The 23,907-nt window shown below is 43.4% G+C and carries 27 protein-coding genes; 15 read left to right on the top strand and 12 right to left on the bottom strand.

The features are described 5' to 3' along the window. Positions 1-14: 14 nt before the first annotated feature. The 8 genes from PHI47_RS04600 to PHI47_RS04635 are packed head-to-tail and all read left to right on the top strand — an operon-like array spanning position 15 to position 8,436. Entirely contained in the window at positions 15-1,478 is a 1,464-nt protein-coding gene (locus PHI47_RS04600; protein WP_299934243.1) for a hypothetical protein, read from the top strand. Beyond that, a complete protein-coding gene (locus PHI47_RS04605; protein ID WP_299934245.1) occupies positions 1,475-2,104 on the top strand; it encodes a hypothetical protein in 630 nt (209 codons plus the stop codon). Before PHI47_RS04600 ends, PHI47_RS04605 begins: the two co-directional genes overlap by 4 nt. Beyond that, on the top strand, positions 2,101-2,457 hold the full coding sequence (locus PHI47_RS04610; RefSeq protein ID WP_299934247.1) for a hypothetical protein: 357 nt from the start codon (positions 2,101-2,103) through the stop codon (positions 2,455-2,457). The genes PHI47_RS04605 and PHI47_RS04610 overlap by 4 nt, the downstream gene beginning before the upstream one ends. Further along, entirely contained in the window at positions 2,454-3,995 is a 1,542-nt protein-coding gene (locus tag PHI47_RS04615; RefSeq protein ID WP_299934249.1) for a hypothetical protein, read from the top strand. Before PHI47_RS04610 ends, PHI47_RS04615 begins: the two co-directional genes overlap by 4 nt. A gap of 2 nt (positions 3,996-3,997) precedes the next feature. Further along, complete coding sequence (locus PHI47_RS04620) at positions 3,998-4,792, top strand: ATP-binding protein (RefSeq protein WP_299934251.1); 795 nt, start codon at positions 3,998-4,000, stop codon at positions 4,790-4,792. After that, entirely contained in the window at positions 4,785-5,510 is a 726-nt protein-coding gene (locus PHI47_RS04625; RefSeq protein WP_299934253.1) for a hypothetical protein, read from the top strand. The genes PHI47_RS04620 and PHI47_RS04625 overlap by 8 nt, the downstream gene beginning before the upstream one ends. A 10-nt stretch (positions 5,511-5,520) precedes the next feature. After that, positions 5,521-7,197, top strand: a complete 1,677-nt coding sequence (locus PHI47_RS04630; protein WP_299934255.1) for a GspE/PulE family protein — start codon at positions 5,521-5,523, stop codon at positions 7,195-7,197. Next, positions 7,198-8,436 carry a type II secretion system F family protein gene (locus tag PHI47_RS04635; protein ID WP_299934257.1) on the top strand — a complete coding sequence of 413 codons (1,239 nt, stop codon included), beginning with the start codon at positions 7,198-7,200 and terminating at the stop codon, positions 8,434-8,436. A gap of 95 nt (positions 8,437-8,531) precedes the next feature. Here PHI47_RS04635 and murG read toward each other — a convergent pair whose 3' ends face one another. Both murG and PHI47_RS04645 read right to left on the bottom strand, forming a co-directional pair. After that, positions 8,532-9,548, bottom strand: a complete 1,017-nt coding sequence (gene murG, locus PHI47_RS04640) for an undecaprenyldiphospho-muramoylpentapeptide beta-N-acetylglucosaminyltransferase (RefSeq protein WP_299934259.1) — start codon at positions 9,546-9,548, stop codon at positions 8,532-8,534. Further along, positions 9,545-10,723, bottom strand: a complete 1,179-nt coding sequence (locus PHI47_RS04645; RefSeq protein WP_299934261.1) for an FtsW/RodA/SpoVE family cell cycle protein — start codon at positions 10,721-10,723, stop codon at positions 9,545-9,547. Before PHI47_RS04645 ends, murG begins: the two co-directional genes overlap by 4 nt. A gap of 213 nt (positions 10,724-10,936) precedes the next feature. Here PHI47_RS04645 and flgB point away from each other — a divergent pair, with 213 nt between their 5' ends. The 4 genes from flgB to PHI47_RS04665 are packed head-to-tail and all read left to right on the top strand — an operon-like array spanning position 10,937 to position 14,001. Beyond that, on the top strand, positions 10,937-11,368 hold the full coding sequence (gene flgB, locus PHI47_RS04650; protein ID WP_299934263.1) for a flagellar basal body rod protein FlgB: 432 nt from the start codon (positions 10,937-10,939) through the stop codon (positions 11,366-11,368). 9 nt (positions 11,369-11,377) lie between these two features. Continuing rightward, positions 11,378-11,872 (top strand): flagellar basal body rod protein FlgC, encoded by a 495-nt coding sequence (gene flgC / locus PHI47_RS04655; protein ID WP_299934265.1) that lies wholly within the window; start codon positions 11,378-11,380, stop codon positions 11,870-11,872. 16 nt (positions 11,873-11,888) lie between these two features. After that, complete coding sequence (fliE, locus tag PHI47_RS04660) at positions 11,889-12,191, top strand: flagellar hook-basal body complex protein FliE (RefSeq protein ID WP_299934267.1); 303 nt, start codon at positions 11,889-11,891, stop codon at positions 12,189-12,191. A gap of 13 nt (positions 12,192-12,204) precedes the next feature. After that, positions 12,205-14,001, top strand: a complete 1,797-nt coding sequence (locus tag PHI47_RS04665; protein WP_299934269.1) for a penicillin-binding protein 2 — start codon at positions 12,205-12,207, stop codon at positions 13,999-14,001. On the opposite strand, the gene PHI47_RS04670 is transcribed toward PHI47_RS04665, so the two are convergent. After that, entirely contained in the window at positions 13,979-14,518 is a 540-nt protein-coding gene (locus tag PHI47_RS04670) for a hypothetical protein (RefSeq protein ID WP_299934271.1), read from the bottom strand. The genes PHI47_RS04665 and PHI47_RS04670 overlap by 23 nt on opposite strands. 1 nt (position 14,519) lies before the next feature. Then, on the bottom strand, positions 14,520-15,341 hold the full coding sequence (gene panC, locus PHI47_RS04675) for a pantoate--beta-alanine ligase (RefSeq protein WP_299934273.1): 822 nt from the start codon (positions 15,339-15,341) through the stop codon (positions 14,520-14,522). Positions 15,342-15,398: 57 nt separating this feature from the next. Here panC and prfB point away from each other — a divergent pair, with 57 nt between their 5' ends. The 3 genes from prfB to PHI47_RS04690 are packed head-to-tail and all read left to right on the top strand — an operon-like array spanning position 15,399 to position 17,842. After that, positions 15,399-16,508, top strand: coding sequence for a peptide chain release factor 2 (gene prfB / locus PHI47_RS04680; protein ID WP_299934275.1), 1,110 nt, complete (start codon positions 15,399-15,401; stop codon positions 16,506-16,508). Next, complete coding sequence (locus tag PHI47_RS04685) at positions 16,495-17,253, top strand: arginyltransferase (protein WP_299934277.1); 759 nt, start codon at positions 16,495-16,497, stop codon at positions 17,251-17,253. Before prfB ends, PHI47_RS04685 begins: the two co-directional genes overlap by 14 nt. Continuing rightward, a complete protein-coding gene (locus PHI47_RS04690; RefSeq protein WP_299934279.1) occupies positions 17,234-17,842 on the top strand; it encodes a fumarylacetoacetate hydrolase family protein in 609 nt (202 codons plus the stop codon). Before PHI47_RS04685 ends, PHI47_RS04690 begins: the two co-directional genes overlap by 20 nt. Before the next feature lie 48 nt (positions 17,843-17,890). Here the strand turns inward: PHI47_RS04690 and fusA are convergent, their stop codons facing one another. The 8 genes from fusA to PHI47_RS04730 form a co-directional block, all read right to left on the bottom strand. Then, positions 17,891-19,975, bottom strand: coding sequence for an elongation factor G (gene fusA, locus PHI47_RS04695; protein ID WP_299934281.1), 2,085 nt, complete (start codon positions 19,973-19,975; stop codon positions 17,891-17,893). A gap of 77 nt (positions 19,976-20,052) precedes the next feature. Then, entirely contained in the window at positions 20,053-20,520 is a 468-nt protein-coding gene (gene rpsG, locus PHI47_RS04700; RefSeq protein ID WP_295012619.1) for a 30S ribosomal protein S7, read from the bottom strand. Positions 20,521-20,594: 74 nt separating this feature from the next. Beyond that, positions 20,595-20,975 carry a 30S ribosomal protein S12 gene (gene rpsL / locus PHI47_RS04705; RefSeq protein ID WP_294894172.1) on the bottom strand — a complete coding sequence of 127 codons (381 nt, stop codon included), beginning with the start codon at positions 20,973-20,975 and terminating at the stop codon, positions 20,595-20,597. 163 nt (positions 20,976-21,138) lie between these two features. Next, on the bottom strand, positions 21,139-21,345 hold the full coding sequence (locus PHI47_RS04710) for a hypothetical protein (protein WP_299934285.1): 207 nt from the start codon (positions 21,343-21,345) through the stop codon (positions 21,139-21,141). A 4-nt stretch (positions 21,346-21,349) separates the two neighbouring features. Continuing rightward, positions 21,350-21,640 carry a BrnT family toxin gene (locus tag PHI47_RS04715; protein WP_299934287.1) on the bottom strand — a complete coding sequence of 97 codons (291 nt, stop codon included), beginning with the start codon at positions 21,638-21,640 and terminating at the stop codon, positions 21,350-21,352. Between the two features lie 106 nt (positions 21,641-21,746). Next, a complete protein-coding gene (locus PHI47_RS04720; protein WP_299934289.1) occupies positions 21,747-23,060 on the bottom strand; it encodes a hypothetical protein in 1,314 nt (437 codons plus the stop codon). A gap of 116 nt (positions 23,061-23,176) precedes the next feature. Continuing rightward, positions 23,177-23,533, bottom strand: a complete 357-nt coding sequence (locus tag PHI47_RS04725; RefSeq protein WP_299934291.1) for a type II toxin-antitoxin system HicB family antitoxin — start codon at positions 23,531-23,533, stop codon at positions 23,177-23,179. Next, a complete protein-coding gene (locus tag PHI47_RS04730; RefSeq protein WP_299934294.1) occupies positions 23,530-23,760 on the bottom strand; it encodes a type II toxin-antitoxin system HicA family toxin in 231 nt (76 codons plus the stop codon). Before PHI47_RS04730 ends, PHI47_RS04725 begins: the two co-directional genes overlap by 4 nt. Positions 23,761-23,907 lie beyond the last annotated feature (147 nt).

Here is a 23,907-nt window from a genome sequence, read left to right on the forward strand (position 1 = left end):
CGGCAAGCAGGGCAATGGAAAACCAAAAAATACTTTTCATCGAACACGACCGTATCCGTACGTACCAAGCAGGCGTACTGAGTGAAGGCTCTTCACGCGAATTCAAAGAGCTGCCATCGGGTGCGATCGTCCCTCTCTCACTTCTCAATACCCACACCATTAAACTTTCCGATCGTCTAAGCGATGATGAACTTCGTATCCAAGTTGAAATTCGGATGTTCGAAGAGGGGAACCTAAACAGCGACGAAGAGTACACGATCGATTTTATACGCCATCGGATTGCAGCCGATGAAAGCATCTTGGTCGAAGTGTTTGCCCTCTCCCATACCAAAGCAAACGAGTATTTCGCAGATTCCCTCTCCAAATGCGGCGCCATTGATCAAATCACACCGGGGTTTATGATTTATCACTCCCTCTACCCTGTTCTCAGTGCCAAAAACGATCTCTTTATCTATTGGGGAGATGAAGAAGCGTATGCCGCGATTTACCAAGAGGGGCGTTATATTGCCCATCGCAGTATCGAAACACTTGCCTCGATTGCAGTTGAAACAGGGCTGGATTTACCGAAACTTAAAAGTTTCCTCCATTCCAAAGGGCTCATCGAAGAAAACTACTCTCCCGAAGAACTCAACAAATACATCCTGCTTCAAGAGCGTATTGCCAAAAATATCGAGCGAATCGTCCACACCATCAATCATAAACGGGGATTATTCGGTCTCAGCGGCGTCGATAACTGTTATCTCGATTTCGAAGGGGAAAGCATTCCGGGATTGGAGAGTATTTTTAATGCCTACGGTGTTAATGATATTCAGGTTTCCGCTCTCAAACGTGAAGAATGTTCTCCCGCAGATCTGCATGACGTTTTATGCAGCGACTATTTTCTCACTCCCAAGGAAAAAACGCTCAATCTTTCCCCCTATCCGCGCAAAGCTCCATGGTATAACAGAGAAAGCGGCAAGTTTTTAGGGCTTATCGGTGGGGCACTGCTTATCGTCTTACTTTCATCACTGTATATCGGATGGATGATTAGCTCTGAAGAGACCCGTCAAAATGAGCTCACGGCTCGCCTCGAAACCCTTAAAAAAGAGACCTCCCAACTCTCCGCGACGCTCAAACAAAACAATGCCCGACTTCATGAACAGCAGACTAAAAGCAAAGCAATCCAAGAAGAGATCGCTCTCTATCACACAGCTGAAGAGACAGCCGCTTTAATCCATGATATGCATGCCGCACGCCAACAGTTTCTCCTCGACACCACCTCTGAGCTGGGACACTACCGATTGGGCGCAATGCTGATGGAGCAAAACGGATCCAAAGAGATGAGCCTTCTCGTTGTTTCCGACTACCGTAAGCGTGACGATATCGCCAAACTTATGAGTGGCCTCTATGCACGCGGGTATCAAAACGTTGAGACCCATGAGATTAGACTCGATAATAACAATACCACGTACAACAGCCTCGTAAAGGTGACGCGATGAACGATTTAGACGTACAGCTCGACAACCTCGACGAACAGCTTTTAGCGTATCAGCCCAAACAGCGTTGGCTTATTTATATCGGGAGCGCTGTCGGGATTTTAGTAATGGGATGGATGTTTTATCTTTCGGATGCACTGGATGAGCTTAATAGCTTAGAAGAACAAAACAGCGCCCTTGTAACACAAATTTCCGACAATTCGCCTGACGCATATCGAGCAAAAATAAATCAAAGTGCGAATGCTCTGATCAAAGAAGAAGTACACACCGCATCGCTCGAAAATGAGAAACAAGTTCTTTTAGTCCAAATGGCTGCATCGTCAGGGCTTATTTTTGATAATCGCCATTATGCCGCAATGCTTGACCTGCTCTTAGAGCGTTCCGTCAGACTTGGGCTTAAAATAGAACTCATGCAATCGGAAGATACCGATAAAATCTTCTTTGGCAAAGTCAAACAATTTAAACAATTAACGATTACCGGAACAGGAAGTTTCCCTGCTATCGCCGATTTCTTAGCGTTTATCGAAGGGCAAAACACGTTAGTGGAAGTCAAAAGCGTCCAAATTCGCTCTGATGAAGAAAAACCCCGTTTTGAAGCTATTATCCTCTATATGGGGGTCGGTCTATGAAAAAACTCCCCGTATGGATTCTATTATGTTTAACGCTATCGCATCTGTTGCACGCCCAAATGTACGATCCGTTTCGAAAAACCTCTAAACCAAAATCCGCAGTGCTCAACGGACTCCTTCCCCCGCCGCCGATGATGGCGGCTGTACCGACTTTTGTCCCTACGACCGTAACTGCTGTTATGAATAACAAAGCATTCATTAACGGCGCATGGTATCGTGTCGGCGATCGGGTTAATAATCAAGAAGTTGCTTATATTCAAAATAATTTCGTCGGTCTCAAAGAAGGCAATCGCCTAAGCATGATCAGTGTCGGTTCCAACCGCCATGTACTCGGTATAAAGGATACTCCATGAAAACAATAATTTTGTCGCTCTTACTTCTTTTTTCTCTCCTCCAAGCGAAAGAGTGTGAAAACAAACGCTTCAGCCTAAGCGCTTATCAGAATCGCGGTTCGGCACTAACCCTGATGGATCTTGTCCGTGATGTCGCTCAAACGTGCCATATCAGTGTTGTTTTCGAAGATCAGAAGGCCAAAGAACGTCTTTCACAGCCTCTTGATATGGTAAACATCCAAGACTATACCGTTGCGGAACTTTTTACTTTTATATTTGATGATCATAACCTTTTTTATGACTACGATGAAGCTAAAGGCATTGTTCGCGTCTCTTACAATAAAACTGTCAATCTGAATATCGATTACATCAATATGTCTCAACTCATCACCGAATCGAGTAAATCAATCACCGTCGGTCCGGGAGCCAATACTGGGGTAGCTTCAAACAGTGGTTCAAACGGTAGCAGTTCAAGTGGTAGTAGTTCATCTTATGGCAATAGCTCTTCCGGAGGCTCAAGCGGTTCAAGCAGCGGTTCAAGCAGTGGTTCAAATACCGACTACACCAATGTCCATGCTGTCTCCACATTTACTTTCTGGGATCAAATGCGTGAGCACATCCAACAAATCCTGCAAGTCGATGAAGAGTACAACGATACGATCAACAAAACGCTGGTCAACCGTGATGCCGCCGTCGTCACCATCACCGGAAACAAACGTCAAATCGATGCTGTCCAACAGTATCTGACGAAACTCGAATCTCGCATGCATGCACAGGTGATGATTGAAGCGCACCTCATCGAACTCACCTACAACGATTACAATACCACCGGTATCAACTGGAGTGATTTCAGTCTATCCCTCAAAGGCAATTACGCCAACAGTTATAACAATATGGGTATTGCCCATCCGGTTTACTCTTTCGGGGTCAATTTTGACCCGCTGGGGCTAATCGATTTTCTCAGCCGATACGGGGATGTTGAAATCCTTTCCAACCCAAAAATCCTGACACTGAGCAATCAGCCCGCAGTTATCAATGTCGGGAAACAACTCAGTTATCTCTACCAAAACGGCTCTATCGCTTCCTCCAATACCCAAACGGCAGCCACTACAACCAATACCCTAGGATCGGTCTTTGTCGGGCTCACCCTGAACATCATTCCGGAAGTGACCGAAGATGGTTATATCGTCATGCGGATCAACCCGGTCACCAGTGAATTACTCGGTGAAGATCTCAATGCATCAACCGTTGTGGGCTCAAGCGAAGTCAGCAGCGCTAACCGTACGATGCCCCCTGATACTCGCGTTAAACAGATGACCTCCATTGTCAAAGTAAAAGATGCTCAAAAAGTCCTTATCGGCGGTTTGATTGAGAAAAAAACCTACAACTATGATAACAAAGTCCCGGTGCTTGGGGACATTCCTTTACTTGGGCGATTATTCCACGGATCACGGGCGTCAACACGTAAAAGTGAGCTCTTTATCCTGATTACCCCAACCCTTATTAAACAAGACGTCTTCCCCTCTATCGATGACGCCATTTTAAAACGGTTTAACTGATTATGTCCAAATGGCTTGAAGCGGCAGACAGATTTGAAGAACGGCGCAACAGCGACGAGTATTTTGAAGTTCAAAGTGCTCTCGGAGCAATCGAAAAAATCCAGACTCTTTTGAATGGTGCCTTTCGACAGCTTATTTTTCTTATCGGCGAACCTGGAAGCGGAAAAAGCTTTTTACTCAATCATCTCCATACCATTTGGAGAGAAAAACGCGATATCATCCTCATCGAAACCCCGTTTCTCACCCCGATTGATCTGCTTAAAAAACTTCTGACCCATAAAGGGGTCAATGTCAACGGAAGTGACATGGAACAGCTTCGAATGGAAGCTACGCAGCTTTATGGTGCCACTGATCATCTCATTATGATCGACGAAGCACAGCTACTTAGTACCGAGATGCGCGAGTTCATCCGTATTTTGAGCGATTCCAAAGCATTTTGGTTTATTATCGCCATGCACCGAAGCGAGGGGGAAGCAATTTTGCGCGCACCTCATTTTAAAAGTCGACCTCATCGCGTTATCGAGCTTTTTCCCCTTACTACAATTGAAGCCAAAAACTACATCCATTCTGAACTTATTCGAATGGGATTCTCTGAAATTATTGATGAGATAACCCCGAAACTCATTGCCAAAGCCCACCGATTAAGTGAAGGAAATTTTCGTAATTTCAAAAAGATCTTTTACCATCTTTTCCACCTCCTTCACTATACTAATGCCCATAATAAAGCCAAATACCTTCGTCCCTCTTCGTGTACTATCACAATGGCGGCTATGAATGCGGAGCTACTCCATGATTGATAATTTTGATCAACTCGTAATGCGCTGTGAAAAGGCTCGCCAGCGCCGAATACTACGCCTTTCCTTTATGATCGTAGGGACTTTATTGTTTGTGATTGCAGGCATTGCCGGATTTCAAATGTGGATTAATTCCGCTTCAACCCCCGCAGTACTCGAAAAAATACCGGAAGTAGCAGCACAAGCTCCCGCACCGGCAGCATCGGAAATCAACCGGAAGATTACTCCCTCAGCCGCTACCCCTGTTACAGCACCTAAAACAACACCGACTAAGGTTTCACCTGATCCCTCAGTAATCACACCGGGTGTAAAACCCTCGGTACTTGCCCCGGAAACTCCTCCATCAACCGTAGACAAAGTACCTACGATTACGACGGTTGCAGTACAGGCACCTAAGAGCAACCGTTTATTCGAAGTCAATACTCAAAATGCCTCCACTCCCGTCGATGCGTACCAAAACAATCCGAAATACGAGACAGCTCTCGCCGCCGCCCGTGATTTTTATGCAAAAGAAAATTTTATAGAAGCCGCTATCTGGGCCAAAAAAGCCAATCAGCTAAACCGTGAAGCGGAAGAGGCGTGGCTTTTGTATGCCAAATCGTATTACGCACAAGGACGTAAAAGTGAAGCCATCGGCGTTTTAGAGCTTTACCTCAATTATAAAGATTCCAAAGCCGCTTCCGAACTGTTGCGAACGTGGAAATTAAACAGCACCAACTAAGGAGAAGAGGATGATCCGACAACAAGTACGATTAGGAGATTTGCTCATTTCCGAGGGACTTATAACCTACGATCAACTTGAATATGCACTGGCTCAACAAAAAAATTCGGGATTTACTAAAAAACTCGGAGAAGTACTTGTCGAAGAGGGGCTAATCTCCCATAAAGAGATGGCATTGCTCCTTTCCAAACAGCTGAAAATCGATTTTGTTGACCTCTTTGGTGAAAAGATTGATTTTCAATCTCTCTCCAAATTCTCCATTACTTTACTCACGGCTGCCAAAGCGATTCCGTTTAAAGAAGATGAAGATTACGTCTATATCGCCACTTCTGACCCTCTCAACTTCGATGCATTAGAAGCGTTGGAACGTAATATCGCAACCAAACCGATCAAAGTCTACCTCTCGCTCAGTGAAGATATTGCCCATATTTTTCAACGTCTTGAAATTATTAAAAAGACTCAAAGTATCGCTGCCGAGGTTAAAAAAGAGATTAATAACGAAGGTTCCAAAGGGGCTGATGGAGATGCCAGTTCCGTTATGCAACTCATCACCCTCATGATCAAAGACGCTGTTTTACGACGTGCAAGTGACATTCATATCGAACCTGAACTCCGCTCCATGTCCGTACGTGTACGGGTAGACGGCATTTTACAGGAGACCTTTGTCTTTGATCTGGATATCTACACTGCCCTCTCTTCCAGGATCAAATTGTTGGGAAATCTGGATATTTCTGAACGTCGTAAAGCCCAAGACGGTCGGTTTAGTCTCGATGTTGCAGGGGGGAAATACGATTTTCGTCTCTCAACGACACCGACCTTGTTCGGCGAATCCATTGTTATGCGTATCCTCGATCAGCAGAAGATCCTTCTCAAACTTCATGAACTCGGTTTTGACGGTAAAAATTTAGAAAAATTCAATGAAATCATTCATGCGCCGTTTGGAATTGTCCTCATTACAGGACCTACCGGAAGTGGTAAAACAACAACCCTTTATGCTGCACTGAATGAAGTCAAAAGTATTGAAAACAAAGTGCTTACCATCGAAGACCCTATCGAGTATCAGCTTCCTCTGGTACAACAGGTACAAGTCAATGAGAGAGTAGGATTCAGCTTTCTCGAGGCCTTGAAATCCTTTTTACGCCAAGATCCAGATATTATCCTCGTAGGGGAGATTCGTGATTTTGAAACCCTTAATTCTGCGGCGCAAGCTTCACTGACCGGTCACTTGGTGTTCTCGACGCTTCATACTAACGATGCCCCCAGTGCTATCGGACGGATGGTACAAATGGGGCTCCAACCCTATCTCATCGCCGATTCATTGGTCGGTATCGTAGCACAGCGATTGGTGCGTAAAATTTGTTCCGAATGCAAAAGTGAAGTTAAACCTCACAAAAATCTGCTTCGCCGCATTGAGCGATGGGTGAGTGAAGATTCCAAGTTTTATGCGGGGAAAGGGTGTTCCAAATGCAACAATACCGGCTATTCGGGACGAATTTTGATCTCTGAGATTCTTATGGTGAATGAAACCATCGCCAAAATGATTTCTGATGAGTCTTCTAAATACGAAATTGCACGATTTGCACAGGAAAATGAAGGGTTTGAACCGATGATTATCGACGGACTCAGTAAAGTATTGGGGGGGATTACTACCCTTGATGAAGTTCTTCGTGTCACCAAGGAAATGTAAGTGAAATTTTTTCGGGTACGCTACAAACAAGGTAAGCATAAACACTCTACCATTTTTGAAGCAGCCCATAAAGCCGAAGCACTCAAAAAGTTTCGAGAAAAGTCACTCGGCGTGCCCGTTGAAGTTAAAGAAGTATCTCAACCTTTTTCCATGAAAGTTGACCGTTTTAAAAAACAATTCACCAATCCGATTCAAAATCGACGCGTCAAAGATGAACCCTATATCGCCTTTTTGGATCAGCTCTCCACGATGCTCGATGCAGGAATGCCAATCAATACCTGTATGGCTGAAAGTATCACGGATACGGAAGACCCTATGATACGAGCTATTTTTACAGAGGTGCTGCGTGATATCGAAAGCGGTCTCAGCCTCAGCCGAGCCGTCGTCAACTATCAACGCCAACTGGGAACCTTATCGCTCTCTATGTTTGAACTCGGTGAACAGACGGGAACCCTTAGCACCGCGATTGCCAAACTTTCCGCGATCTTACAGCAAATTTTCGATAACCGCCAAAAGCTCAAAAAAGCCACCCGATATCCCCTCTTTATTTTGATTGCCATGAGTATCGCGTTCACGGTCGTCATCACGTTTGTTGTTCCCCAATTTCAATCTTTTTTTGAACAATCGGGGATGGAACTCCCCTTCCCCACCAAACTCCTGCTGTGGACGGAACACGCTATTCGTATCTATGGCCCCTATATCCTAGGTGGTGCGATTATCCTCTCTGTTTCCTTTAGTTTTGCGTATCGCCGAAATCCAGTACTCAGACTAAAAACAGACCAATATTTGCTCAAAATCTTCATTGTCGGTAAAGTAACCTATTATGCAATGATCGGACGTTTTATTTATCTGTTCAACGTCCTCACTGAAGCAGGGATTCCAATGATTGATGCACTGGAAATTGCAATGGGTGTTGTTGAAAATAGCTACATTAAACAAGAACTCCGAAAAATCCCCACAGCAATCGAAGATGGTCGCTCATTAGCTCAGGGATTTACCGAGAGCGGTCAATTCGAGGGGATGGTAATGCAAATGATCAAAGCCGGAGAGAGCAGCGGATCACTCGGAGCGATGCTGGGCAAAGTGAATCGAGTGTATAATAGCCGTTATGATTATATCGTTGATAACGTCGCAACCATGATTGAGCCGATTTTGATCGCCGCCATTGCCGGATTTGTTCTGGTACTGGCGTTGGGGATCTTTTTGCCGATGTGGTCGATGGTCGACATTGCAGGATAAAATATGGAACTCGAAACCGGAACCATCACCGTTGCCATTGTGAGTACCATTATCCTCGCATTTGGATTATGGATAATTCATAAAATTACAAATATTTAAACGCTCTTTTCGATCTTTTGAATAATATGCTCCGCACCGCTTGGGGCAATAAGATTGGAGAGTGCTTCGCTTTTGGATCCAATCTCACTCGAAATCGCTTCTTTGAGCTTATCGGCTATTCCCTCGCTCTGACGTTCACACCACCCAACATTGTGTTCAACAACGTAGCGCGCATTATAATATTGATGATCCGCCGCCGCATGAGGAAACGGGATGAAAAAGGCCGGAACGCGAGCGGCACAAAGTTCCCATAACGTACTGGCGCCCGAACGGCTCACCGCAAAATCGCTTCGTTCGATGAGTTCCGTAATCTGTGTTGTGAATCCGTACACTTCAGCACCGATATTTAGTTCACGATACGCTAATTTTACCCTCTCTTCTTCTTTGACGCCGCACTGATGGATAATATGTATCCCTTTTTCGCGTAACCATGGCGCAATCTCAAGGGCTAAATCATTAATAAACTTCGCCCCTTGTGATCCCCCTAAAAAAATCACGGTTTTAACATCACCACGGATACGAGAGCTTTGAAAATACCGCTCATTAACAGGATAGTCGCAATGAAATTCCCCCTCTTCATAAGAACTGAAAAAACCTTGTGCGTAAGGACGAAGGAGCTGATTGAGTTTACCCGTTATTGCATTTTGTTCGTGAATATAAAGTGGAATACGCGATATTACCGCTGCCAGTGCCGCAGGTGCTGCCGAAAATCCCCCGACACTCACTACGGCATCGGCATGAAATTCCCGTATCAACGCACGTGAACGTAGAAGCGCTTTAAATACTTTCCACAAAGCACCGAGTTTGCCCAACCCTTTTTTATTAACGACACCAGTCGTATCTAAAAAATAAGCTTTTTCAAACAGGGAGCTTTCGCCAAACCATTGGTGATCCTGCCCCGACATTGACCCGATAAAGACAACCCGATGACCGCGTGCACGTGCAGTTTCAGCTAGAGAAAGGGCAATTACGAGATGTCCCCCCGTTCCGCCGCCGGTAAAGATAATATTCATTTTTTATCACCCGATTTATACTCTATTTTTTTAGACAGCATCAAGACCATCCCGATTCCGATGGCTGAAGCCATCATCGTCGATCCTCCGTAACTTAAAAACGGTACCGAAATCCCTTTGATCGGCGTTAAACCGCTGATACCGTAAGCATTGACCATAAACGCAAACGTAATAAGTAATCCCACACCCAAACTGAACAAATAGGCAGTGTCATTATGAGAACGGTTGGCAATCTTAAATAGACGATGAAGCAGCATAATAAAGAGAAAGACAACTGCGAAAACTCCGATAAATCCAAATTCCTCCGCAATACCTGCCAAAACGAAGTCGGTATGCACCTCACTTAAAAAGCCAAGTTTAAACGTTCCTCCTCCCAATCCGGTTCCAAAAACTCCCCCGTTATGAATTGCATTGAGCGAATGGCCGATTTGATACGCTTCTTCACCGTTATCAATCCGTAGATGTTTTGCAATCGATTCTGGGAAAAAGGCTAAAACGGTGCTTTGCGCTGTCGCCCACCACGATAAAATACGATTGATACGATGTTCAGACGTCAAAATAAAAAAGAGGAAAAAGGAGACAGAACCTCCGATAAGAGTCATAAAGAAGCGAAAACTACTCCCCGCGAAAAATAGCATAAAGGCCAATGTCAATGCCAATACAACAACCTGCCCCAAGTCATTTTGTAAAAATGCGATCAAAAACATTACCAATACAAAAATGGCTGCATAAGGAAAAAAGCGTTTAAACTCTTCCATCACTCCCATATTCCCATGGTGTCCCAGTTTACGGGAAAAACTCCACGCCAAAAAGTAGACAAATCCGATTTTGAAATACTCCACCGGAGCGAGTGAAAATCCGAACAGTTTAATCCACCGTTTCGCTCCGCCCACTTCACTCACCAAGGATGCAGGGAGAAAAGGCATGACCAGCATCAAAACGATTCCGCCGAAAAACAACCATAATCCTAGCCGATGGAGCCATACATCAGGATCGAGTTGAGCTAAACCCCACATCAATAGGATAGAAATTATGGCCACCGTCAGTTCACGCCCGACAAAGTGAAAATCGTTGTATTCAAATAAAATAACCGTATACGCTGAAAGTGTATACGAACAGATTATTCCTATCGTAATGAGTGCGGTTGTTAAGAGAAATAATTTTTTATCAGGCATATTACTACTTATTTAAAACGCTATTTCGGAACACGTCCCGAAATAGCTACGCTAGCCGCTTGGGCACTAAAGCTAGCCTCTTTCGAGGCAGAAAATTTTAATAGTTGATGTATAATTTGGCATAGTATATCGTTCTTTGGAAAAGAGTTCGATAAAGAACGAGTGGAATGTTTTTTGCTTTAGTATGCAAACATCATAAAGAAAGGGGAAAAAGTGGGGATCAATATTTCACGAGCGCATGATTTGATGCAAAGTGCTATGGATTATCGAGCGGCACGTCAAGATATGATTGCCGGAAATATTGCCAATGCCGATACCCCTTTCTTTCGACCGAGAGATGTCCGTTTTGAGGAAGTATTGTCACAAAAAAGTGCTTCGATCTTTGCGGATAAATCTCAAACGCTTACGATGAGCCGAACTAATGGCGCTCATTTGGATGGGGCTGGAAGTGCAAACGATAGCAAACCGACTACTTTCTTCCGTGATGGCCACATGGCTCGCAATGATGGAAACAGTGTCGATTTGGATGTAGAGACGACAGAAATGGCAAAAAACTCGACAATGTTCAATGCCCTCACCGCCGCGCTCAAAAAAGATTCCGCTATTTTCAAAAGTGTCATTGACGCTTCTGGAAAAACATCTTAAGGATAACTCATGGCATTTTTAGACAGCTTTGATATCAGTGGATACGGACTTTCCGCTCAGCGTGTCCGTGTCAACACCATAAGCTCCAACATCGCGAATGCCCAAACAACACGTACCGATGAAGGTGGGCCTTATCGCCGTCAAGAGGTTGTCTTTAAAGCGATCGACTTTAACAGTGTTTATAATAAAGCATTGGAACAGCAAACCTCAGCACTCAGTTACAGCGATCCCCTTAAAGAAGGGTTAGCAGGGCTTAAACCAAATCCGGCGATCATGAGCGTCGTGGTCGATAAAATCACCCGTGACGATACAGCCCCGAAAATGAAATACGACCCGTCTCACCCCGATGCCGACTCAAAAGGGTATGTTGCCTATCCAAATATTAATCCTGTCATTGAAATGGCCGATTTAGTCGAAGCCACACGTTCATATCAAGCAAACGTAGCCGCATTTGAAAGTGCTAAAAACATGGCCGGCAGTGCAATCAGTATTTTACAGAACTAAATAAGGACAAACAATTATGACTAATATACACTCGCTAAAATCGCTTTCTACCGCCGATTTACTCTCTAATAAAAGCACTAATACGGTTGAAGGAAGCAGTACCGACTTTGCCCAAGAACTTAAAAACGCCCTCGGGAACGTCAACCAGATGCAAGTAGACGGGGAAAAAGCGATGAGTGATATTGCGACAGGTTCTGTCAAAGACCTTCATCAAGCCGCGATTGCCATCGACAAAGCCGAAATCAGTATGAAACTGATGCTTGAAGTACGGAACAAGGCGCTAAACGCCTACAAAGAAATCACTCGAACGCAAATGTGATTTAGCTTTCTGTATGCGCCATTCCAATAAATCAAAAAAAATATTAGCACTTTTTCTCGTTTTGATGTTCGGCTTCATCATTTTTTTGGCGGTAATGCTCTACACCGCTATCCACAAACGTGATATCCCCTCTATTTATTCTGAAGAAAATACTAAAGCTCAACGTGGATCCATCATTAGTGCCGACGGTTTTCATATCGCTACAACCCAAAAACTCTATAAAGCGGTTGTCAACACCCGTAATATTGACCCGGGAAAAGAAGAACTTTTCATTCAGCTTTTCGGTATTTACAGCGGTATTTCCCCTGAAGAGATTCGCCAACGGCTCCATACCCGTAAAGGCTCGGTAACACTAAGCTACCATATCAGCCCCAAAGAGGCCATGTACCTCAAAACACTCGCATTTGAATTACGTCGTCTCCATGTATTTATCGAATACGAGACACCGGATGGAGATCGCATTCTCCAGGGGCTCAATATCATTGAGAGCGGTGAAGCACGTGAGTACCCCTACGGCAAGCTCCTGACCCCGTTGTTAGGATATCCGCGAAAAATAGAAGAGGATGGATATACTCGTGTTTACGGGATCAAAGGGCTAGAAAAATTTTTCGATGAAGAGCTCAACCCGCAGCAAAATAAAACCCAAAAAGCACTTCGTGATGTCAACGGCTATCTAATTTTAAACAAACAAAGCGACGTTAAACGCCAAATCAACGGTCTTACTGTTAAACTCAATATCCCCATAGCCATGCAAGCACGTGTCGAAGCCATCACCGATCGGATCAAAGAACAACTTCAAGCCGACGAAATCATCGCTACCGTAATGGATTCCAAGAGCGGAAAGATTCTTGCTTTGGCCAGTTCAAACCGTTTTGATCCTAGCCATATCACGAAAGAAGATTACCCCTCCCTCAATACCAATGCAATCGAGTACAGCTACGAACCGGGATCGGTTATCAAACCGGTTATCTTTTCTTTACTTCTCGAACAGCACCTTATCAACCCTTATGATATGGTCAACGGCCACGGCGGACGCTATACCATGGGGCGCAAAACCATCACCGATGAACATAAATTCAATATGATCAGTGCCGAAGACGTTATCGTCTATTCTTCCAATATCGGAATTGCCCAGTTAGCGCAAAAATTAAACGGAGCCGAATTTACCGAAGGACTTAAACGATTTGGATTTACCCACTTCAGCGGAGTCGATCTTCCGTATGAAAAACGGGGATCCGTCCCCTCATCGGCACAGTTGAATAATTATCTCTATAAAGCAATCACGGCATACGGTTACGGCATGCGTGCCAATGCGATGCAGCTGGTCAAAGCATTCAATGTCTTTAATAACGGAGGAAAGTTGGTCAATCCTATGGTCGTTGATTCTCTGGTTGATGATAACGGCCGGATCATTCCGATGCAGGTTCAAACTCCGATTCAAGTCATCTCTGCCGCAACCGCACAACAAATGAAACAGATTTTGATTAAAACCGTCAATGTGGGGACAGGAACCGCCGCTAAAACACCGGGGATCGAAGTGGGAGGAAAAACAGGTACGGCACACATCGCCAAAAACGGCGGATACGTCAACAGTTACCATACCTCATTTATCGGTTTTGCCAACGACGGCAAACATAATTATACGATCGGTATTATGGTAAACAATCCACGCACCGTTTACTTTGCATCTATTACCGCCGTACCGGTATTCAAAGGGATTGTCGATATGATGATCGAAGAAAAATTCCTTAAAGTCGATCCTGTCGCTGCCGCAGCAGCAGCACAAATTAGCCCAGTACACCACCCTTAATAAGGGCTTTTTGGATCAGCTTCGTTGAGTCTTTTTCAAACGGGTAATGGTGTTGAATCCCCCACACCTCAATCACAGCATCCCCTTTGAGAATAAGTTTGTGCTTGGATTGAATAATACCCATCATGCGTTTACTATCTAAACTTTTAGGATCGATTGTGAAGACTAAAGGGATCATTTTCTCTTTCCCTGATTCGATCACGATAGGATTATTTTTACCAATGGCGGCTTCCCCTTTGATTATCCCCTCTTTTTCATCTTCGAGTCTATAGGTGAGCGAGACCAGTTTCAAATTACTATGCCATTTATTGATCACTTTCAGATCACTTCCCAATCGGATTGGTTGATTTTCATCCCCTACGCCCAACAATGTCAGAATTCCCATCACGAGTTCAGAGCCCGAATTTTCAAACCGTATATTTCCCTGCGGTTCGATCAAAATATCTTCTCCGATTTTAGGTGTTGCACACCCGCCCACCAGTAATAGCAATACAACAAAAACAAAAATATTTTTCATATTACATCCATACGTTATCGATCAAACGGGTTGTCCCGACACGCGCGGCAACCAATACAATTGTATCGCCAATTACCACCTGCGCAATCGACTGGAACCGGCGGTTGACGATCGCGACATACTCCACGTCCAGAGGTCTAAGTATCTCTGTCATTGCCGATTGTATCTCAATGCTGTTCAGATTCCCCTGCATTACCATTTTAGTACCCTCTTTAAGGGCTGTTGAAAGTTTTAACGCTTCGATGCGTTGAGGCCCATTCAAATACACATTACGGCTGGAAAGAGCCAATCCGTCTTTCTCCCGCACCGTTTCCATCGGGACGATCTCGACTTTCATAAAAAAATTCTCCACCATTTGGGTAATAAGCGCTAGCTGCTGAGCATCTTTTTTTCCGAAATAAGCACGAGTCGGTTGAACCATATTGAAGAGCTTCATGACGACCGTAAGTACTCCGTCAAAATGACCGGGACGGGATGCTCCTTCAAGAATAAACCCTCGACTATCGGGAGCACACATACGTACCTCATCTTCGCCGTACATTCCAGCCACAGCAGGATAAAAGAGTACATCCACGCCGCTTAGTTCACATATTTTAAAATCGGCTTCCTCTTTGCGGGGATATTTACTCAAATCTTCTCCCGGCAAGAACTGCGTCGGGTTAACAAAGATCGAAACAACAACCGTTTCATTCTCTTTGCGTGCCGCATCGATAAGAGTTCGATGACCGATATGAAGCGCTCCCATCGTCGGAACAAATCCAATATTTCCCTCTTTAGCATTTAATGCCTTACGAAGTTCCGATACACTGCGAGCGATAATCATGCTTTTAGCCTCTATAGAATATAATCGCAATTATAATATAACCACAGGAATAAATGCGTGGATCACTACGAATATACCGAATTACTTAAAACCTTGACCATCAAGATGCAAAATGTCACCGATGTTGTCCGTCCACAGGATATTACAAAGCGTCTCGGCGAAATCGAAGCTCTCGAAAACTCGGATGGGTTTTGGAACGATGCGGCCAATGCAGGCATCGTGCAAAAAGAGAAAACGCAACTCGAACGTCGCCTTGCCAAATACTCTAAAACTTTCCACATCCTCGGTGATGCCGTAGATTTGTATGATATGGCAAAAGACGAAGGGGACGAAGAAACGATTGAATCACTCTTCGCTGATGCGGGAGCCTTGGAAAACAATGTCAAATCGATGGAAGTTGAAGTTCTCCTATCCGGGGAACACGACAGTCACAATGCCATCATCACTATCCATCCAGGAGCGGGGGGAACCGAGTCCCAAGACTGGGCTTCCATGTTATTACGGATGTATACTCGCTGGGCAGAACGACACGACTTTACCGTTGAAATGCTCGATTACCAATCCGGTGATGAGGCCGGGATAAAAGATGCTGCACTCCTTATCAAAGGGGTCAATGTATACGGCTACCTCAAAAATGAAAATGGTATCCACCGCCTAGTGCGTATCAGCCCATACGACTCTGCGGCGAAACGCCATACCAGTTTCACCTCCGTCATGGTCTCTCCCGAGCTCGATGATGATATTGATATCGAAATCGAAGACCGCGATATCCGTATCGATACCTACCGTGCATCCGGTGCAGGTGGCCAGCACGTCAACAAAACCGAATCAGCAATCCGTATCACCCATATCCCATCAGGGATCGTTGTACAGTGTCAGAATGACCGTTCACAGCATAAAAACAAAGCGACCGCATTCAAAATGTTAAAATCTCGCCTATACGAACTCGAAATGGAGAAAAAACAAGCGGCCGTTGATGGAATCGAAAAAAGCGAAAATGGCTGGGGTCACCAAATCCGATCGTATGTCCTCGCTCCGTATCAACAAGTCAAAGACACCCGTTCCGGAATCCCTTATTCGAACATCAGTAATATCCTCGATGGAGACATCGATGAAATGATCGAAGGTGTACTCATCTCCCTTAGCCGCAAAGATGACGACGAATAACCAAAACACCATTCTCAAAGAGTGTGCGCTTCATGAGCCGTGCTCCTACATTTCGGGCAATTCCCAAACCATCCACTACAAAGTAATCCAAGAATGTTCCAAAGAGCAGTGCGAAGCATTGATCCTGCGAGGATGGAGACGATTCGGCTCAATGTACTTTCGTCCCATCTGCTCCGAATGCCGCGCGTGTGAAAGCCTTAAAATTGATGTTAATAACTACTCGTTCAGTAAATCCGAACGCCGAATATTGCGTAAAAATGATCAGCTCACCACCGTTATCCGCCACCCTACCCTCACGCGGGAACACCTGTCGCTTTTTGATCGGTATCACCGCTATAAACACCACACACGTGACTGGGATGCCCCTAAAAGCGATCCTAAAAACTATTACGCCTCATTCGTACAAGGACATGGTGATTTCGGATATGAAGTCCTTTATTTTGATGGTAACAAACTGATCGCCGTCGATCTGATCGATATTTTAGAAGAGGGGATCAGCGCGCTGTATTGCTACTACGATCCCGAATACTATACCCAATCATTAGGACGCTATACACTGTTGCAACAAATCGAATTTGCCAAGCGTCTAAACCTCAAATGGATCTATCTAGGCTATTATGTCGAGGGGTGCCAAAGCTTAGCCTATAAAGCAGATTACACTCCCTCTCTGGAACTATTAGGAAGACCGGAAGAAGATGAAATTCCACTATGGAGAGAACTAAGACATGAAAGCCATCCAATTTAATTCCAAATCACTCGTCCCCTCCAAAGTAATCTGTATCGGACGAAACTACGTCGAACATATCTATGAGCTCAATAATGAGATTCCTTCCTCCATGGTAGTCTTTAACAAACCCAACTCTGCCATTACCGATATGCTCCATTTTATCTCGCCCGAAACCCGCTTCGAAGGGGAAATCTGTTTTTTAATGATGGATGCTAAAATTGCGGGAATCGGATTCGGCCTCGACCTCACCAAAGCGGAACTCCAAAATTATCTCAAATCCAAAGGACTTCCGTGGGAGCGAGCCAAAGGGTTTGACGGCTCGTGCGTCTTAGGTGATTTTGTCTCATTTGATGTACCGCTAGAATCGCTACATATGACATTGTATATCAACGGCACCCTTGTCCAAGAAGCTACACATGAGCTAATGATCTACAAACCGTTGGAAATGATCGAAGAAATAAAGAGCTTTATGAGTTTCGAAGACGGCGATATTATTATGAGCGGAACGCCTAAAGGTGTCAATACCTATCAAGCAGGTGATATTTTTGTAGGAAGAATTTATAGCGACAATAGCTTATTAGTAGAAAATTCGTGGATTGTAAAATAAAAAAGAGGTAGGAAAGACTCCCCAAACGGGGAGAAAAAGAAAGAGATATTAGCTGTTACGCTTTTTGATAATCTCTTCGGCAACGTTACGTGGAACTTCTTCGTAGTGATCGAATTCCATAGAATAACTTGCACGTCCTTGAGTCGCTGAACGAAGGTCAGTTGAGTAACCGAACATTTCAGACAACGGTACGAACGCGTCAACAATTTTGTTACCAGAACGGTCACCCATGTTGTTAACTTGTCCACGACGGCGGTTAAGGTCACCGATAACGTCACCCATGAAGTTCTCAGGAACTTCAACTTCAACTTTCATCATAGGTTCAAGGATAGCTGGGTTTGCTTTGCGAGCACCCTCTTTGAATCCCATAGAAGCAGCAAGTTTAAACGCCATCTCATTCGAGTCAACCTCATGGTATGAACCATCATACAATGCAACTTCGATATCCTCGATCGGGTAACCCGCGAGAACACCTTTTTGCATTGCTTCTTTACACCCTTTTTCAACGGCAGGAACGTATTCTTTCGGAATAACCCCACCTTTGATTTCGTTGTGGAAGATATAACCAGTACCAGGTACGCCCGGCTTGATGCGGAGATATACGTGACCGAATTGTCCACGTCCACCCGATTGTTTCGCGTATTTGTACTCTTGGTTAACTTCTGCACGGATTGACTCACGGTATGCAACTTGAGGTGCACCGACTTCCGCTTCAACTTTAAACTCACGGAACATACGGTCAACAAGAATCTCAAGGTGAAGTTCACCCATACCAGAGATGATCGTTTGACCTGTTTCTTCGTCTGTGTGAACACGGAAAGATGGATCTTCTGCCGCTAGTTTTGCTAACGCGATACCCATTTTTTCTTGGTCTACTTTGGTTTTAGGCTCAACCGCAACCGAGATAACCGGCTCAGGGAAGTGCATACGCTCAAGAACTAGACGTTCGCGCTCATCACAAAGTGTATCACCGGTAGTTGTGTCTTTAAGACCTACAACCGCACCGATTTCACCTGCGTAGAGAGATTTAATCTCTTCACGTTTGTTAGCGTGCATTTTAACGATACGTCCGATACGCTCTTTTTTACCTTTGATGGTGTTATAAGCATACGTACCTGATTCGAGAACACCACGGTAAACGCGTACGAAAGTGAGCTGTCCAACGAATGGGTCAGTCATAATTTTGAACGCAAGACCGGCGAATGGAGCATCGTCTGTTGATTCAACATCAACTTCGACCTCTTCATCGTCTTCCATAGTCCCTTTGATAGCCGCAACTTCCAAAGGAGATGGTAGGTAATCAACAACCGCGTCAAGAAGAGTTTGTACCCCTTTGTTTTTAAACGCAGTTCCACATGTCATAGGAATGATTTCCATTTTAAGACATCCGGCTTTAATCCCGCGCATGATCTCTTCGTTGCTAAGTTCACCCTCTTCGAAGAATTTCTCCATCAAAGTATCGTCACCCTCAGCAGCCGCTTCCATTAGTTGCGCACGGTATTGATTCGCTTTTTCTACCATATCCGCAGGAATTTCTGCTTCATGATAGTTTGAACCCATCGCAGCATCTTCATCCCAAAGGATTGCTTTCATTTTAACGAGATCGACGATCCCTTTAAATTGATCTTCAGCACCGATTGGAAGTTGAATTGCAATTGGATTCGCTTTAAGACGAGCACGGATTTGCTCTTCTACATTGTAGAAATCAGCACCAGTACGGTCCATTTTGTTGACGAAAACCATACGAGGAACCCCGTAACGGTTTGCTTGACGCCATACTGTTTCAGATTGTGGTTGAACCCCACCAACAGCACAGAAAACAGCTACAGCACCATCAAGTACACGCATAGAACGCTCAACTTCAATCGTGAAGTCAACGTGGCCCGGAGTGTCGATGATGTTGATTTGTTTGCCGTTCCATTCACAGGTTGTTGCAGCAGAAGTAATGGTTATACCACGTTCTTGCTCTTGCTCCATCCAGTCCATAGTTGCAGCACCTTCGTGAACCTCACCGATTTTGTGTGATACACCGGTGTAGAACAAGATACGCTCAGTTGTTGTCGTTTTACCCGCGTCGATGTGAGCGGCGATACCGATGTTTCTTACGTCTTCAAGTTTATGGGATCTTGCCATGATAATAGCCCTTAATAGAGTTTATAGTGGATAGGGGAATGATAACCCGGGTGGGTTATCAAAGGGTTACGAATATCTTACCAGCGATAATGAGCGAACGCTTTATTCGCTTCTGCCATTTTGTAAGTATCTTCTTTACGTTTGAATGCTGTACCTTTGTCGTTTGCAGCATCTGATAATTCATTTGCCAAACGCTCTGCCATAGTGCGCTCGTTACGTTTGCGTGCCGCATCGGTTAACCAGCGGATTGCAAGAGATAGTTGGCGTACAGGACGAACTTCTACTGGAACTTGGTAGGTCGCTCCACCCACACGGCGGCTTTTTACTTCGATAACCGGTTTAATGTTTTCGATCGCAGTGTTGAACACTTCGATACCGGTTTTTTCACCACGTGAACCCATGATATCCAAAGCACCATACATGATTTTCTCAGCAGTACTTTTTTTACCATCCCACATAATTTTGTTGATGAATTTTGTCAAAATTTTTGATCCGTGAACCGGGTCAGGCATAATTTCGCGAACGGGCGCTTTTCTTCTTCTCATAATGTTTCCTTCAATGTTTTTTTCATTTACTCAAAAAACGGTCATCAAAAACCGAATCTTGTCAGACTAGTTGGTTATTTTTTAACCTTAGCTTTTTTCGTTCCGTATTTAGAACGAGATACTTTACGGTCTTTAACACCCGCAGTATCAAGAGCACCACGTACGATATGGTATTTTACCCCTGGTAAGTCTTTTACACGACCACCACGAACAAGAACGATAGAGTGCTCTTGTAAGTTGTGACCCTCACCACCGATATAACTAATAACTTCAAACCCTGAAGTCAAACGAACTTTAGCAACTTTACGAAGCGCCGAGTTCGGTTTTTTAGGGGTTGTAGTATATACACGAGTACATACACCACGACGTTGTGGGCATGACACCAAAGCGGGTGATTTTGATTTTTTCACTACCGCTTGTCGCTCTTTACGAATAAGTTGGTTGATTGTTGGCACACAATCTCCTTTGTTGAAATGTTCCAGTAGAATTTTAATCCGCTACTTAAAGGGGACTAATAAACGCGCAATAATAGCTAATTTTTGATTAATTTGAGCTTATTTTAAGGAAGTTGTAAGAGAGTTTTGTCATTCCCGTGTATACGGGAAATCAAGTATAATTTTAGCGAGCACTTGCCATTTCAATCAGTTCTTTATCTTTAAACAAAAGGGCATTGACGATTTGGCTCATATTGGTTTTTTGTTCTTTCGCTAATTTGGCAATAAAGTTTTCAAGCTCAGGTTCAAGATAGACGGGGATATTAAACCGAGCATCTTCATTATAGAACTTTCCGCGAACACCTTTTGAAAAATCATACTCTTTTTTCATCTCATTACTCCTCATATATTTTTTGCTCATTTTTCGTTGCTTTTCTTGCACTTATAATTCGTATATTACAATTGTTTTCATCAATACTGATAAAAGTGTGGACAACAACCAATGTCCTTGTTTCATAATCCATACCGATTGTTACCCAGCGATCTTCGCTCTCACTGTGTTCATCATCATAGATGGAGATAGCATTTTTGTCTTTGAACACGGATACAGCACGGTCAAAATCAATCTTGTGTTTTACACTATTGCTTTTGGCTTTATTGGGATCCCATTCAAAATTATAGTTCAAAATCTCTCCGATATATTAATACAAATTGATTTTATCTTTACACCATTATAACACATCGTCATTCTCGACTTGATCAGGCATACCCGTAGAGTGATTTCAATGGCAATTATCTGCCATTGTTTACTCCTTGGGTTTGTTTTTGTTCAATTTGTCTAATTTTTTTAACTCCTGAACGGCCTTCCATCCAATCGCTAAAACTTTCTTTTCTATGCGGTTCGTCTATGTTCTTTTCGTTAATGACCATATATTCAAAAGGAATTTTGCAAATGTATTTAGCGACATAATAAGATTCATCTGCACGTTGCTCAATCATAAAGTCGTAATTTTTCTGATCTCTTTGTGAAAGACTCGTATAAGAACTTTCTGGTGTTCGGTATGCCCAATCGGTGAATTCTTTGTAGTACATGACAAATTTTTCAAAGTCTGGAGTACCACAAGGGTGAATATCATCCATCTTGGTTTTTAAAAACTGAAAGTGATCAGAACTGTTTACTGTAGCCCAATAAAACGCCGCTTTAGTATGAGGCTGAGCTTCAAGACGTTGGGAGAGTTCTTTATCGTCTCCGAGTCGTTTGTGAATCGCATCGAGAAATGAGAGATAGTGTATCAGCTTGGTTTTTAGTTGAGGGTTTTTGTAGAGTTTTTCCCATTTTTGCCATGTATTTAGTTCGTTAGGATTACGTTTTTGCCATTCCCACGGTTCTAGGTATTTTTCGGTATCGACCGAAATATAATTTTCCATGTATTCGTAAAAGTAAGGAGCAACCGAAATACTGACAAAATAGCGATCATAATGGTCAAACTCTTTATCTTTGATCGGTTTAGTATTCATAGCATCCATCGTATGATAGATACTATCGAGTATTGGGATCAGTTCGGTACGAAAAGATGCGGCGGGGTTATTTGGTTTTATATGTTCGTGTATCGAATAATCGCTAAGCGGAGCATACATCGTCCGTGCATAATCAAACAGATCGAATTTATACCGCCATATTTCCCGTTCACCATCGGTTTTTGGGATGTATTGAAACATCTTTTGGAGTATGGATTCATGCACTGCACGAAGCGGTCGAACAATCGGATGATCTGGATATACGAAAGCAAATGTAAGGTTTTTCCATAAAAACAGATAATCTCCCGCTATCGCATAAGCTTTTGCCTCTTTATAAGCTCTATCTCCCCATAGGTAATCACTCGCTTTATCGATATAGAAAAAACCGAATGAAAAGATATACAGAGGGGCAAAGATTTTCAGACTTTTTTTGATACTTAAAAAGCTCAGAAGCTTTTCGTTTGTCGAATGTCGAAGATGCAATACTCCTCGAATCATCCCTCCTATAACAAAGAGAAAAGCATAGATGACTATTCCCCCTATTAAAACAAACAGCCAATAGTAAAAAAACGATTCTATATATGCCATTAATCACCTAAAATAATTTCAAAATGTTAAATGATAATAGTATTGTATTGCTTTGAAGGGGATAAATTAGAAGAAGGATCCCCGATCAAGTCGGGGATGACGAAAATGTTAAAATTTTATAGCCCGATCTCCCTCATTGCCGCTTTTTGTAAAAATGCCGAACGACTCAAATGCAACGGTTCGATATAGCTATCGATCTTTTTCACCAAATTCTCAGGCATTGAGATATTGATCCGTAAGCTTTTTTCATTGCTATGCGGTTCAGGTATGCTATCTCCCTGTGAAAGAGAAACTTCGACAAAAGCCGCAAAAGCGTTTTGTGCCGATTCGATCGCCTCTATCGCACTCTCTCCATCACCCATCACCCCTTTGAAATCTTTGTAATAGGCAAACCATCCATCCCCATCTTCGGGACTCACTTTTTTAATAACTATCTCATAATCAAGATTCATATAATAGGCTAAATTTTTCATTTGGATTCTCCCAAAATTTCTAATACGTGTTTAACATAAATCGCTTTTATAGGCTTATGGTACGGGATGACAATACTTGCCGTATTTTCTTTGCGAAAAACGTAGTGACTGCCGCCGCTATTATGGCAAACATACCCAGCATCTTCTAAAACTTTCCGAATATCCTCAAAGGGAATATTTTTAGGATTATTTTTCATCGCTTGAATCAGTTTGTCTTTTTTGCTCATCCCAGCCTCTCTATACACAATCTTACACAACAAATTATTAAATTGGAATTATAAATATTCGATAATTAGTATAGTAATTTTAAATAGGAGATTAGAATATATGACAGATTGAAAAATTAGAGGGTATTAATTAAAAGATGGATTCCC

The sequence above is a fragment of the Sulfuricurvum sp. genome, from assembly GCF_028713855.1.
Lineage (GTDB): Bacteria > Campylobacterota > Campylobacteria > Campylobacterales > Sulfurimonadaceae > Sulfuricurvum.

Coding starts and splice junctions, on each gene's coding strand:
- PHI47_RS04600 (WP_299934243.1), top strand. CDS start 15: ATGGAAAACCAAAAAATACTTTTCATCGAACACGACCGTATCCGTACG.
- PHI47_RS04725 (WP_299934291.1), bottom strand. CDS start 23,533: ATGAAAAATTTAGCCTATTATATGAATCTTGATTATGAGATAGTTATT.
- murG (WP_299934259.1), bottom strand. CDS start 9,548: ATGAATATTATCTTTACCGGCGGCGGAACGGGGGGACATCTCGTAATT.
- PHI47_RS04710 (WP_299934285.1), bottom strand. CDS start 21,345: ATGAAAAAAGAGTATGATTTTTCAAAAGGTGTTCGCGGAAAGTTCTAT.
- PHI47_RS04665 (WP_299934269.1), top strand. CDS start 12,205: ATGCGCCATTCCAATAAATCAAAAAAAATATTAGCACTTTTTCTCGTT.
- PHI47_RS04615 (WP_299934249.1), top strand. CDS start 2,454: ATGAAAACAATAATTTTGTCGCTCTTACTTCTTTTTTCTCTCCTCCAA.
- PHI47_RS04720 (WP_299934289.1), bottom strand. CDS start 23,060: ATGGCATATATAGAATCGTTTTTTTACTATTGGCTGTTTGTTTTAATA.
- PHI47_RS04690 (WP_299934279.1), top strand. CDS start 17,234: ATGAAAGCCATCCAATTTAATTCCAAATCACTCGTCCCCTCCAAAGTA.
- PHI47_RS04610 (WP_299934247.1), top strand. CDS start 2,101: ATGAAAAAACTCCCCGTATGGATTCTATTATGTTTAACGCTATCGCAT.
- flgC (WP_299934265.1), top strand. CDS start 11,378: ATGGCATTTTTAGACAGCTTTGATATCAGTGGATACGGACTTTCCGCT.
- PHI47_RS04645 (WP_299934261.1), bottom strand. CDS start 10,723: ATGCCTGATAAAAAATTATTTCTCTTAACAACCGCACTCATTACGATA.
- PHI47_RS04620 (WP_299934251.1), top strand. CDS start 3,998: ATGTCCAAATGGCTTGAAGCGGCAGACAGATTTGAAGAACGGCGCAAC.
- PHI47_RS04670 (WP_299934271.1), bottom strand. CDS start 14,518: ATGAAAAATATTTTTGTTTTTGTTGTATTGCTATTACTGGTGGGCGGG.
- PHI47_RS04730 (WP_299934294.1), bottom strand. CDS start 23,760: ATGAGCAAAAAAGACAAACTGATTCAAGCGATGAAAAATAATCCTAAA.
- PHI47_RS04625 (WP_299934253.1), top strand. CDS start 4,785: ATGATTGATAATTTTGATCAACTCGTAATGCGCTGTGAAAAGGCTCGC.
- fusA (WP_299934281.1), bottom strand. CDS start 19,975: ATGGCAAGATCCCATAAACTTGAAGACGTAAGAAACATCGGTATCGCC.
- PHI47_RS04685 (WP_299934277.1), top strand. CDS start 16,495: ATGACGACGAATAACCAAAACACCATTCTCAAAGAGTGTGCGCTTCAT.
- panC (WP_299934273.1), bottom strand. CDS start 15,341: ATGATTATCGCTCGCAGTGTATCGGAACTTCGTAAGGCATTAAATGCT.
- fliE (WP_299934267.1), top strand. CDS start 11,889: ATGACTAATATACACTCGCTAAAATCGCTTTCTACCGCCGATTTACTC.
- rpsG (WP_295012619.1), bottom strand. CDS start 20,520: ATGAGAAGAAGAAAAGCGCCCGTTCGCGAAATTATGCCTGACCCGGTT.
- PHI47_RS04630 (WP_299934255.1), top strand. CDS start 5,521: ATGATCCGACAACAAGTACGATTAGGAGATTTGCTCATTTCCGAGGGA.
- PHI47_RS04605 (WP_299934245.1), top strand. CDS start 1,475: ATGAACGATTTAGACGTACAGCTCGACAACCTCGACGAACAGCTTTTA.